The sequence below is a fragment of the Chryseobacterium sp. GW821-FHT04C04 genome, from assembly GCF_059420365.1.
Map to the genome: position 1 here is coordinate 116,332 of NZ_JBWKTO010000005.1, position 12,160 is coordinate 128,491.

At 36.8% G+C, this 12,160-nt stretch carries 16 protein-coding genes; 10 read left to right on the forward strand and 6 right to left on the reverse strand.

The genetic code is table 11. The features are described 5' to 3' along the window. Nucleotides 1-42: 42 nt before the first annotated feature. The 4 genes from AC07UM_RS17430 (at nucleotide 43) to AC07UM_RS17445 (ending at nucleotide 1,924) form a co-directional block, all read left to right on the forward strand. Complete coding sequence (locus AC07UM_RS17430) at nucleotides 43-675, forward strand: hypothetical protein (RefSeq protein ID WP_494681330.1); 633 nt, start codon at nucleotides 43-45, stop codon at nucleotides 673-675. A 64-nt stretch (nucleotides 676-739) separates the two neighbouring features. Next, a complete protein-coding gene (locus AC07UM_RS17435; RefSeq protein WP_494681331.1) occupies nucleotides 740-976 on the forward strand; it encodes a hypothetical protein in 237 nt (78 codons plus the stop codon). Nucleotides 977-1,116: 140 nt separating this feature from the next. Then, complete coding sequence (locus AC07UM_RS17440) at nucleotides 1,117-1,518, forward strand: hypothetical protein (protein WP_494681332.1); 402 nt, start codon at nucleotides 1,117-1,119, stop codon at nucleotides 1,516-1,518. A gap of 61 nt (nucleotides 1,519-1,579) precedes the next feature. Beyond that, entirely contained in the window at nucleotides 1,580-1,924 is a 345-nt protein-coding gene (locus AC07UM_RS17445; RefSeq protein ID WP_494681333.1) for a hypothetical protein, read from the forward strand. Between the two features lie 257 nt (nucleotides 1,925-2,181). On the opposite strand, the gene AC07UM_RS17450 is transcribed toward AC07UM_RS17445, so the two are convergent. Further along, entirely contained in the window at nucleotides 2,182-2,673 is a 492-nt protein-coding gene (locus AC07UM_RS17450; RefSeq protein WP_494681334.1) for a S41 family peptidase, read from the reverse strand. 213 nt (nucleotides 2,674-2,886) lie between these two features. On the opposite strand from AC07UM_RS17450, the gene AC07UM_RS17455 reads away from it, so the two are divergent. Beyond that, nucleotides 2,887-3,372: a hypothetical protein gene (locus tag AC07UM_RS17455; RefSeq protein WP_494681335.1), complete on the forward strand. Its 486-nt coding sequence runs from the start codon at nucleotides 2,887-2,889 to the stop codon at nucleotides 3,370-3,372. Nucleotides 3,373-3,427: 55 nt separating this feature from the next. Here AC07UM_RS17455 and AC07UM_RS17460 read toward each other — a convergent pair whose 3' ends face one another. From AC07UM_RS17460 to AC07UM_RS17480, 5 genes are all read right to left on the reverse strand, one after another. Then, entirely contained in the window at nucleotides 3,428-4,231 is an 804-nt protein-coding gene (locus AC07UM_RS17460) for an SDR family oxidoreductase (protein WP_494681336.1), read from the reverse strand. 77 nt (nucleotides 4,232-4,308) lie between these two features. After that, a complete protein-coding gene (locus tag AC07UM_RS17465; RefSeq protein ID WP_124533230.1) occupies nucleotides 4,309-4,866 on the reverse strand; it encodes a Crp/Fnr family transcriptional regulator in 558 nt (185 codons plus the stop codon). Between the two features lie 99 nt (nucleotides 4,867-4,965). Beyond that, on the reverse strand, nucleotides 4,966-5,802 hold the full coding sequence (locus AC07UM_RS17470) for an SDR family NAD(P)-dependent oxidoreductase (protein WP_494681337.1): 837 nt from the start codon (nucleotides 5,800-5,802) through the stop codon (nucleotides 4,966-4,968). Between the two features lie 75 nt (nucleotides 5,803-5,877). After that, nucleotides 5,878-6,783: a helix-turn-helix domain-containing protein gene (locus AC07UM_RS17475; protein WP_494681338.1), complete on the reverse strand. Its 906-nt coding sequence runs from the start codon at nucleotides 6,781-6,783 to the stop codon at nucleotides 5,878-5,880. Between the two features lie 40 nt (nucleotides 6,784-6,823). Further along, a complete protein-coding gene (locus AC07UM_RS17480; RefSeq protein ID WP_494681339.1) occupies nucleotides 6,824-7,687 on the reverse strand; it encodes a LysR family transcriptional regulator in 864 nt (287 codons plus the stop codon). Between the two features lie 94 nt (nucleotides 7,688-7,781). On the opposite strand from AC07UM_RS17480, the gene AC07UM_RS17485 reads away from it, so the two are divergent. The 5 genes from AC07UM_RS17485 to AC07UM_RS17505 all read left to right on the forward strand — a co-directional run bounded on the left by AC07UM_RS17485 (nucleotide 7,782) and on the right by AC07UM_RS17505 (nucleotide 12,158). Further along, the gene (locus AC07UM_RS17485) at nucleotides 7,782-8,753 is read left to right on the forward strand and encodes an alpha/beta fold hydrolase (protein ID WP_494681340.1); all 972 of its coding nucleotides are present in this window, start codon (nucleotides 7,782-7,784) and stop codon (nucleotides 8,751-8,753) included. A gap of 49 nt (nucleotides 8,754-8,802) precedes the next feature. After that, a complete protein-coding gene (locus AC07UM_RS17490; protein ID WP_494681341.1) occupies nucleotides 8,803-9,765 on the forward strand; it encodes a zinc-binding dehydrogenase in 963 nt (320 codons plus the stop codon). A gap of 228 nt (nucleotides 9,766-9,993) precedes the next feature. Next, nucleotides 9,994-10,494 (forward strand): hypothetical protein, encoded by a 501-nt coding sequence (locus AC07UM_RS17495; protein ID WP_494681342.1) that lies wholly within the window; start codon nucleotides 9,994-9,996, stop codon nucleotides 10,492-10,494. After that, nucleotides 10,491-11,309 carry a helix-turn-helix domain-containing protein gene (locus AC07UM_RS17500; RefSeq protein WP_494681343.1) on the forward strand — a complete coding sequence of 273 codons (819 nt, stop codon included), beginning with the start codon at nucleotides 10,491-10,493 and terminating at the stop codon, nucleotides 11,307-11,309. The genes AC07UM_RS17495 and AC07UM_RS17500 overlap by 4 nt, the downstream gene beginning before the upstream one ends. Nucleotides 11,310-11,315: 6 nt before the next feature. Further along, nucleotides 11,316-12,158 carry an SDR family oxidoreductase gene (locus AC07UM_RS17505; protein ID WP_494681344.1) on the forward strand — a complete coding sequence of 281 codons (843 nt, stop codon included), beginning with the start codon at nucleotides 11,316-11,318 and terminating at the stop codon, nucleotides 12,156-12,158. Nucleotides 12,159-12,160: the final 2 nt, after the last annotated feature.

Genomic DNA, 12,160 nt, shown 5'->3' on the forward strand with positions numbered 1-12,160 from the left:
TCGATGAGCAGTCAGAACTAATAAAACCATTCACTAGATAATATGATTTTCGCCATATACGATTTTATACCCTTTAAAGATGAATTACCCAAATTTAATCTAAAAGAATTATTAAATATAGAAGATTTAAATAGCTCTATTTTTAACGAAGTGTTTAATATTCTCAAACCACATCAGCAAGAACAATACATTACTTTCAAAAAATCTGAAGAGGCTAAAAAGTACAGAGGAGATAGAAATATCAGGCTACCTTATGTAGATTTTAACAATTTACCTGAAACTCTTGATGACCTATTATTAGAAAAAATAATAGCCTATCAAAAAGAAGGAGAAGTTCGCAATGCTATATTTGATTTGATTTCAGAAGACCATAAAGGTCAAATTGCACGATTTGAATACAAAATACGAGAAGAAGAAGAGGCCAAAAGGCAAGCTTTAATGTCTGACGAGGAAAAAAGAAAAGAAAAAGAATGGTGGGATAAGTATGAAGCAGATTCAACCCCTCGTTTTATGGGTAATATGGGTGAGCCTGCCAATGCAGATGAATATGTATTAAGATACGGAAGAAACCCCTTTACTGGAGAGCCTGAAACCGTTGAAAGTTTTTACAAAAAGTATACGATTACCGAAACAGGAGAAATTGTTCCGAAAGAAAAAATGAATAGTACTTTATAAATAAGTTCTAACGAGGCTATCTTTACAATGAGATAGCCTCATTTTATAATGTAAAAAAATTAAAATGGATAAGAAGAAACTATTAGAAAAGAAAGATTGGGAATATTATGTTTTTGAAAAAGACAAAAATATTGAATTATCTGTTCCTATTCCCAATCCCAGCCCAGGATTTGATATCATTTATGTCTTGAATGAATCTGAAAAAGAAATGTATTTACACACAGGTATTAAAGCCCTTGAAGACAGGATAGAAGATATGAAAATTAACTTTTCAAATTATAAAATGAATTCATGGAGATAATGATATCATATCAACTTAAATAAAACATGATCTCACATATAATATAAAACCACAACACAAGAAGTTGTGGTTTTTATCTTTAATTGTTTTTCTTAAATAGATATAAAAGTATCTTTAAGTAACTTAGATTAAAAATGAATATGACTAAAATTAAAATAAATGCAGAAATAGAAAAGGATGGAGAATCATTCTTGTTTTATGTAAATATATTCAATGTATCCGAAGAGATATTAAAGCTCAACCTGTCTAATAACACGGGTGGGCTTGTAAGAGAAACAGTCCATTTATATGATAAAAATAAGGATAGATTACATAAAGGAGTCAGTTATATGATCCCTGTAGATGATGTTACCCATCTAACATCAATTGAGACAGGAGAATCTGTTCAGCTTATTTTAAAAGCGAAACTTGAAGAAATAGAGAATGACCTGTTTCTCGATTTTAAAGGAGCCAATTTTAATGTCAAACAAGATGAAACTTATTATTTTCAAATAGAATATCTTGGTGCAGCATCAGAGATGCTCCCTTTTAATATTGATTAAAAAACTCCATTTTGAAAAATCATTCAACAAAAAAGATTATACAACGATAAAGTAATTCAGCATGATCAGAAAAAACGAACTAACCAGACAAAAACTATTTGATGGTGATGAACAAGAATGTCTAAAAGAAATTTTTGAAATTGAAAATCAGAAAATCAAATTGATTGATTTTTACAACAGTCCTTTAAGAGATTTAAAAAAAGAAATAGATGATGAAAGTTTTGATACCATCGTCAGAGAAAATAAATTCAACTTAAGAAACAGTTTCATTGAAAAATATGTATCTGAAGAGGGATTAGAAATTCATTATCTGAAAAATAATGATGTGATCTATCTATTTTCATATGGAGAATTTCAACCCGGAAGGTATATGTTCTTTTTAGAAGGAATCTATCATATTGCTTAATAAAAACCCGGTTGGGCAGAAATAAAAACAATACATCGCGGCAAGAAAACGGCTGTATTAAAGTCTGTTCAATTGGAATAAAAATTTTGTAGGAAAAGGAGACTAGCAAAGTAGCCCCCCACCACTAATAATATAAAACCACAACTTTTTACGTTGTGGTTTTTATATTATTGGTGAACTATGAAATACACTCTATCTATAATTAATTTATATTCCAACATCTTAATTCTCAAATCACCAATATCATTACTATTGACTTACTGCTGTAATCTATGAATAAGACTTTTTATTTCTGAAGAACTCAACTCTGTTTTCGTATCTGTTGCTAAACTATTTTTCAGAATTCTAATCTGGGCAGCCTTTAAAGCATCTTTAGCTTTTACCACCTGATCAGGGATTACCCCAACATGTTCCCAGTTCTTATGACTGACCAGGGAGGTTACTTTTCCTGTAGGAACAAGCAATAAATATTGATTTTGGATGATAAAATGATCTACCGGATTAGCGGCTCCGGGTGTCTTCTCCCCTATTACTTCAGCCACTTTATGCTGTTGTAAAAAGTAAGCAAGGGCTTCCGCTGCAGAAAAAGTACTTTTACTGGTGAGGATACAGATTTTTTTATAAAGATATTTCGCCCCCAAAACATCTGGTTGTGTACTGTTGACTACCGTCTTATCTTCATGCCTGAAATAAGTCGTATAAAGATCTGTTTTTTCATCAAAAAAATAGCTGCAGAATAGCAGAAGCATCCGGAAAAATAAGTACGAATCTTTAACAAAAAAGTACGAGTAATTACAAATTACTATATTACAACATCTTAAAACAACAAACAGGCATATTATCTGTATGTGTTTTTAAGCCATTATTAAAAAAAATATTTGAAATTCTCTACTACTCTACCACGAAGAATACCGCAGATATTAGCTTTTTTAAGTATTTTTACATGATAATATAAATAACTTATGAAAAGAATCATATTGGCAGGAATGGTAACTCTGGGAGGGCTGATAACTGCACAGGCACAATGCAAACCTGTATCTGCAATAACAGAAAATTTTGATACATGGAAGGATATGAACAAATGCTGGACAGCTCAGGGCGGAAAAGCAATGCTGTATGCCAGTGACAAAAAGATCATTTTCTATTCTATGACCAATCCTGGAGAGAATATGTATCTGGTAACTCCGGAAATAAAAGCAGGAACCTATACCCTTAGCCTTGATATTTCAGACAACGGAGGAGAAACTACTCTGGAAATTTTCTCAGTAGGCAGCGCGTCTGATGCAAAATCATACACTTCAATCGCTAAAGCATCCAAAATAACGGGTGAAAAGAAAACCTATACCATTTCTATAAAAAAAGATACCCATCTGGGTCTGAAAGTTGTACTGAACGGCGTACACCAGGCGGTGTATGTAGATAATTTTTCTTTGACTCCTAAGAAATAAATCGTTTACAATAAAAGTCGCCAGCTTTTCAGCTGGCGACTTTTTGATATCATGATCAGCCAAAAAACCGCTGATTCATCTCGTTGATTACCGTTTCTATTCCTTCTTTCTTCAGCCACTCATATTCTGCTTTGGCAAGATCACCCGCCATATAATGCTGCTGTTGTCTATTGTCTGTTGCTGCTGTATAAACAACCTCGGCAATGGTTTCAGGAGTATCCCGTTTTGCCGTTGAGTCTCCCCTCATGGCCGTTATATATTGAGTAAAAACCGTTTCATAATCCTGATGAGAAACCATTTGTGCATTGCTTCCGAAATTGGTCTGCATATAAGCAGGAACAACGGTTTTAATCCTGATCCCCCACCCTTTTAATTCATAGCTCATTCCTTCGGACCATTTTTCCAATGCAGATTTTGTGGCGGCATACACAGAAACAAACGGGTAAGGAATATTGGCTGTGGATGAGGTTACTGTAATAACAGTTCCTTTTTTTCTGGTTCTGAAATACGGAAGAAATGCTTTGGTAACAAGCATTGTTCCTAAAAAATTGGTATTAATGAGCTGTGCCAGCTCCTCGTCAGTGGTTCCTTCAAAAGGACCCATCAGCCCATAGGCAGCATTGTTCAGCAATACATCTACCGGACTTATTTCTTCTGCTTTTGAAACTAATCCTGCCACCTGTTCCGGATCACTGATATCCAGCTTCAGAAGGTGAATGTTGGGAAATGCGATAAGCTCAGTTTCCTTTTCGGGGTTTCGCATCGTTGCAATCACCGTCCAGCCTTTTTCAGCAAATAGTTTTGCCGTTGCTTTTCCTAATCCTGAAGAGGCTCCGGTAATGAAAATTGTTGGGTTCATTTTTTAATTTTTAAAAGTGATGCCACAAAGTTGCACCGATAAAAAAAGAACCTGTTTACCATTTGGTAAAAAGCAATCTAACGGATATTTTTTCTTATTCTGCTTAATGACTGCTGGGTAATTCCCAGATAAGAAGCAATGTATGACAAGGGAATACGATTAACAAGAGTCGGATATTTTTCCATAAACTCCAGATAGCGGGTGGTGGCATCCTGAGAAATCAGCGGGCTTACCCTTTCCAGCTTTTGGGCCAGTGCTTTATTCGTCACTTTTTGAATAATGTTTTCCCAATCTATGATTGTATCTGAAATTTCTTTCCAGTCCTGATTAGAAAAAACGAGCATTTTGCAATGGGTTGCTGCCTGTATATATTCTGTGGAAGGCACATTTTTCAGATTGAAGAGCAGATGTTTTTCTTCAATAAAGATCTTGGTAATTTCTTCCCCTTTATTGTTATAATAGCAAATACGAATGATTCCGTCAAGAATAAAACCTACCTGCCTAAGGACTTTTCCTGCCTCTGCAAAATACTCATCTTTGTTCAGCTCAATTTCTTTTGCTTTGCTTGTGATGAGGTCAATTTGCTGCTGGTTCAGATGACCAAACTGCAGGATGTATTCTATAAACTCTTTCATTATAACAAAGTTAGCAATACTTATCGGGGAATATTTACCATTTGGTAAAAACTGCTTTTGAACGGGAATGAAAAAATGCAATAAAGTCCTATTGAATATCTATTCTTTAAAATCTGTGGATGAAGAAAGCGCTTTCCACTGCTGTATCTGTTCAGATAATTCCGCAATTTTGTTTTCCGCTCTCTGGGCAGCATCCGTTCCTAAGAACAATAATACCGGCGGATTTGAAACCTCTGCAAGTTTCATAAAAACATCAGCTGCTTTCTCCGGGTTTCCCAATTGCTTCCCATCTATTTCATTCATTTTCTGATGTGCCGTTCGCAGGAATTGATAATCATCGATCTGATTTTCGCCGAAAGCAATAGAATCCGGCTTAGCAAAACTGGTACGGAACCATCCCGGCAAAACGGCTGTCACATTGATTCCCAATGGTTTAAGATCATTAACCAAGGCTTCTGACAATCCCGTTACAGCAAATTTTGCAGCAGCATACATGCTCCATCCCAATCCCGGTGCAAAACCTGCAATGGATGAAATATTAATAATATGCCCGGAACGCTGATTTCTTAAATAGGGCAATGCCTGCCGGATCACTTTTAACACTGCAAAAAAATTGATCTGAAAATTTTCTTCAATCTCTTCAGCACTGAGTTCCTCTATGGCCCCGCCAAGTCCATAGCCTGCATTATTCACCACCACATCCAAATGCCCAAACTGCTTTATCGTTTTCTCAATGGATTCTGCAATAGACTGTTCATCTTTTAAATCCACTTCCAAAGGAAGAAAATTGTCCGGATCAGCATCCAATCCTTCAAAGGCTGTAATTGTTCTCGAGGTGGCTGCTACTTTATGCCCTTTTTTCAACAGCTTTTTTACTAATGAAAACCCAATCCCTTTCGATGCTCCAGTGATATACCAGATTTTTGTATGACTCATATATTCTATTTTTATGCAAAATTATCTTAAGCATCAAAACTTATTTTGTGATATACAAACCAATAATTGCCAAATTCAAACCTGTCTTACCCTGTTTGGACTGCTGCCCGTCTGTTTCTTAAAAAAGTTATTAAACTGAGCCTGGTCTTCAAAGCCAAGCACATGGCTGATTTCTGAAATATTCCACTCCGTATATTTTAAAAGAACTTTGGCCTCGGAGGTAAGCCGTTCAAAGATATGCTCTGAAGTGGTTTTTCCTGTCTGTTTTTTTATAGCCCGGTTGAGGGAATTGACATGGATAGACATTCGATCAGCAAAAGCTTTTGGAGAACGCAATTCAAAACGTTGTGCAGTAGATTCAATGGGAAACTGACGTTCCAGCAGTTCCATAAATACAATGGTAATTCTTGAAGCGGCATTGCTATGGTCAGAAATACTATTGACGGGTTGTAATTTCATCCCATAATAGATTAATTCACTGACATAATTTTTGATAAGGTCGTATTTATAAACAAAGTCTGAATCAAGCTCCTTGATTATCTTTTCAAATATTGTTTTTATTTCTGAAGCTTCTTCCCCTTTTAAACTGAAAACAGGATATGTACCTGCTGTAAATAAAGGGAATTCAAATAGATTTAAACGAAAATTTCCCTTAAAAAATTCATCTTTGAAAACACAGAAACAGCCATTGGTATCTTCTTCTAAAGATTCATACGTATAAGGCACATGAGGAGTAAAGAAAAGCAATGTACTCCCTGTTATCGGAATGCTCCGGTCTCCGTAATGAAATACATTGTTACCCTGAAACAGCATAATCTTATAAAAATCTCTCCGGATAAAGGTGGGTGACGAAGTTCCGGTATTTATTCGGTCTTCAATTCTAAAGACATTAAAGTGTCCGTCATTTTTAGGATAGTCTCCCGATACGGCGCCATATTTATGTCTGTAAAACTCATCAAGGGTTTGGGTCGTTTTTGCCATAGTCTTTATTTTTCCTGTTATAATGGGTACTTACTTCTTTTTATATCTCCAAATGCATATCAATAAAACACTGCAAAGCTCTCGACTGCGGACCGTCTTTTCTAAAAACAAGAATCGTATTCATTGTTCCCAGCTGCTTGTTCAGTCCATATGTCTTAATTTCTCTTCCTGCGTAATATTTCGAAACCACTTCTTCCGGCAGTATGCTGACTCCCAACCCTGCTTCTACGAAATTGATCACCCCCTCAATAGAATTCAGAACCGTACTTTTGTAGTTGAGAATGCCTTTATGGCTTAACCAGGATTCTAATCTTTCTCTGAAAATACATCCTTCATCAAATACCACAATCTTTAAGGGCTCTTTTTCAATAAGGGTCTGGAGGCCGGGACCTTTCGAAGATGCCAGAATAACAAGCTTTTCTTCTTTAATACAAATTTTTTCCAATCCCTTCGCATTCACAGGAGCCGCAACAAAAGCCGCATCAAGGGCGTAATCCAGCACATCAGATAGGATGGAATCTCTTGAGTCTGATTTAAATTCCAGCTCAATATCGGGATATTTTTCATCAAATGTATTGAGAATTTCAGGCACCTTTAATGCCATCGTGGTCTCGATACAGCCTATTTTCAGATTTCCCCGGATATTTTCCCCGCTTCGGATATTATGCTTCGCTTCCTCCACCAAATGCTGAATCTGTCTGGAGTATTGCATCAGGATCATCCCTTCGGAAGTAAGTTCTACCTTTCTGGAGGTACGTGAAAAAAGTTTTGTATCAAATTCTTCTTCAAGGCTTTTTATCCTTGCTGTAACATTAGACTGAACCGTAAATGTCATAGAGGCAGCTTTTGTAAAACTTCCACTTTCTGCTACGGCTTCAAATATTTTCAAATCATTTATATTCATTTTAATTAATCATTAAAAGTGATTTAATTGATTATAATTAATCGTTTTCAGTAATCAAATATCCGTATTAATTTTGACCTATCAAAAAGAATACATGAAAATAATATTCAGACAATTCATTACAGCCTTGTCATTGGGTTTATTGACAACCCATGTAACAATGGCACAATCTCATCAAAAATTAAATAATTACATTATGGAAAACCACCCCATCCACTATCGCAACATCAAGGTCAATGATTTAAACCTGTTTTACAGAGAAGCAGGTCCTGCTGATGCTCCTACCATTCTCCTTCTGCACGGCTATCCTACCTCCTCTCATATGTTCAGAAACCTGATTCCCATACTGAGCAAAAAATACCATGTCATAGCACCTGATCTCCCTGGATTTGGATATTCTGATGCTCCGGATCACACCCAGTTCTCTTACACGTTTGATCATCTGGCGGAAACAGTACAGACATTTGTTGATAAACTTGAGATGAAACGTTTTGCGGTCTATATCTTTGATTATGGAGCTCCCGTAGGTTTGCGCCTGGCCATGAATAACCCGGAAAAGATCACAGGCATCGTTTCCCAAAACGGAAATGCCTATGAAGAAGGATTAAGCAATGAATGGAACCCCATACAGAAATACTGGAAGGAACCATCACAGGCAAACCGCCTTGCGTTAAAAGATTTCGTTTCTAAAGAAGCCACTACATTTCAATACTATCACGGTGTTTCCGATCCTTCTTTAATTGCACCGGAAGCTTATACTCTTGATCAAAAATTCCTTGACAGACCGGGGAATATAGAGATACAACTAGACTTAGTGAAAGATTACAGAACCAATGTAGCCCTATATCCTAAGTTCCATGAATATTTCAGAAAGCATCAGCCGAAATTATTATTGGTATGGGGAAATAAAGATCCTTATTTTCTGCCTGCAGGAGCAGAAGCTTATAAAAAGGATATACCGGATGCGAAACTAAAGTTTTATAATACCGGACACTTTGCTCTGGAAACACATGCTGTAGAGATTGGTGCTGAAATCGTAGAATTTATGGGAACATTACCGCAATAACTCATAGAATCTAGTCCATCAATTACTAAAAAATACATGAACATCACATATGAAAACAATTGTCATAAAAAACTATGGAGGTCCGGAAGTTCTGCAGGTGACCGATATACCCATTCCTACTATAACAGATCCTTCACAAGTATTGGTGAAAGTAAGAGCAACATCAGTAAATCCACTTGATTACCAGGTAAGACGGGGAGATTATGCATCCTTTTTTGAACTGCCTATTATAACCGGGCATGATATTGCCGGTGATATTATCGCAGTGGGTGAAGCTGTTAAAAAATGGCAGCCAGGTGATAAAGTCTATTATTCACCTCGTTTTGGCAGCTCCGGGAGTTATGCAGAGTATCACCTTACAGAAGAATCTTCATTGTCCAGAATGCCTGATAATATAAGCTACGAGGAAGCTGCTGCTGCTCCGCTTATTGGAGGAACGGTATGGGAAATGCTTGCGGTACGTGCTCAATTGAAAAAAGGAGATACCATTCTCATCCTTGGCGGTGCAGGCGGTGTGGGAACACTTGCCATACAGACCGCCAAATCATTAGGCGCTTTTGTATATACAACTGGACAGAGTATTTTACATGAAAAACTTCAGAACCTGGGAGCTGATGTAGTTATTGACCATCATCAAAAAAACTGGATTGAAGAAATACAAGTACATACGAAAGGAAAAGGAGTGGATGTCATTATTGATACTGTAGGAGGAAACACCCTCTCAGACAGTCCGCTTGCTTTGGCTGACTATGGAACCGTTGTAACATTGGTTGATATCGCCCAGCCACAAAACCTTATTCATGCCTGGGAAAAAAATGCGACTTACCATTTCGTTTTTACCCGACAAAGCAGGGATGAGCTCTATCATATTACCCAATTAATTGAAACCGGAAAAGTAAAACCGGTTATCGATAGCATATATCCGATTGAAGAGATAAAAAATGCCCATCAAAGAATAGAAGATGCAAAACGGGACAGACCTTTATTTGGAAAAATTGTGTTGACATTGTAAGAATGTGTTTGAAGGATGTTCACATCAATCTCGGGCAAATATCTTCGATATTTGCCCGAGATTTTATTATCTAAAAAAGGTCTTCTATCACAAAAACATTGTGATACTTATTCAATTCTGATGAGTTATTCCTTTAAAGACTGAGCTTTTCAGAAACTTACATTTGAGCTTTTTAGAAACTTATATTTCATTTTGTTTTCAGAAATTTGATTGATAAATTTTAACAAAATGGATATACTAAAATTAAGCATAGAATGGGCAAAAGCTGAGGTATTTTCAGCAAAGATCATTTGGATATTCAGCTGTATTGTACTATTAAGTGCAGGAGGATTTGCCTTCTGGGGCAAAACAGCAATGGCAAAAGCATTTGTTATTCCATTGATTATTTCAGGAGTATTTCTGCTGGCTACAGGGATTGGTTTATATGCTGCCAATAAGCCTCGTATTTCTCAATTTGAAAAGGATTATAAAAGCAATACTGAATATTTTGTAAAGAAAGAAATAGAACGCACCACAAAATCTGATGGAGACTTCAGATTGATTTTCAAAATACTGCCTGCAATAGCTATTGTGGCGGCTCTTTTCCTTATGATATTTTCCTCTCCCAACTGGCGGGCTATAAGTATTACAGTGATCTCACTAGTCACTTTTTTAATGATTGTGGACAGCAATACTTCTGCCCGTAATGCAGCGTATCGTGAACAACTTTTAACTTCAGGAGCCTTATGAAAGTAACCGCATCACCATTCGCCAATTCTTTTGTGTATTCATGTGTTTCGAAAGAACAGTGGGGCCATGAGCAATTTATTCCTGAACATGTTCTCGCATTTCAGATATCGGGAGAAACCCATATTTATAATCAGCAGGGAACTTTTGTTTTAAAGAAAAACAGACTTCTGCTGGCCCGCCGGAATCAATTTGCCAAAACACAGAAACTTCCGGCTTCAGATCCGGAATACAAGGCTGTTTCTATTATTCTGAAAACAGAAGACCTGAGAAAATTCGCAGCCTTGAATACTATGACCTTTGATAAAGGGCATGGGGGAAAGAGTAATATCGTACTGAAGCCCGATCTATTTCTGAAAAGTTATTTCCAATCTTTGATACCCTATCTGGAAGAACCGGGGAACAGCAATGAAAGGATGATATTCTCTAAAGTTTCAGAAGCTATAGAATTACTGCTGAATATCTATCCTGAGTGCAAAAAATTTCTTTTTGATTTTAGTGAACCTCACAAAATAGACCTTAAAAATTTCATGTTAAATCATTATCATTATAATGCTCCGATAGAAAATTTTGCCAGGCTTACAGGGAGAAGCCTCGCAGCATTCAAACGGGATTTTACAAAAACATTCCAGGTTTCACCGGCAAAATGGTTAAAAGAAAAACGTCTGGAAGAAGCGTATCAACTGATCCACCAGGAAAACAAAAAGCCTTCCGAGATTTATCTGGAGTTAGGATTTGAAAACCTATCCCACTTTTATACTTCTTTCAAAAATAAATACGGCTTGACGCCCACAGAAAGTTTAATCACTAAAAAATAAAGAAAAATGAACAAAACCATTCTCATTACCGGAGCTTCTTCAGGATTAGGAAAAGCAACGGCTAAACTATTTTCATCAAAAGGCTGGAACGTTATTGCGACCATGCGAAGCCCGGAAAAAGAAACCGAACTGATCAATAATCCTAATATTCTCGTTACCCAATTGGAAGTAACTGAGCCAGAAACCATCCAAAATGCCATCAGCAAGGGGATTGAAAAGTTTGGAAGAATAGATGCCCTGCTCAATAATGCGGGCTATGGAACAAGCGGAATCTTTGAATCTCTGACAGATAAAGCCATCCGTGATCAGTTCGATGTCAATGTATTTGGAGTGATGAATGTAACCCGTGCTATTTTGCCCCATTTCAGAGCACAACAAAGTGGTGTGATCGCCAATATTACTTCAGGAGTAGGGAAAATTCCTTTTCCTTTGGTATCCGTTTATGTAGCTTCAAAATATGCGGTAGAAGGCTTTGTGGAGTCGTTAGCATATGAGCTGGACTCACAGAATATTAAAGTTAAAATTATTGAACCTGGCTATATTGCAACCAATTTCCAGCAACGTGCTTTTTCAGATTCAGGAAATAATGCGGTCCCTGAAGATTACACTTCTTTTTTAGATGAAACCAATGCTTTGTTCAGCAGTCTGGGAACTGAAAATACAGCTTCGGCCCAGGAAGTTGCCCAAACTGTATTCAACTCTATCACTGACGGAACTCACCAGCTGCGCTATATTGCCGGTCCAGACATCGTTTCTATGATTGAAGCCCGAAATAATAAGTCTGATCAGAAATACGTAGAATTTCTACGCGGAATGTTTGCTCCCAACGGATTTAAAAACAAAATATAATA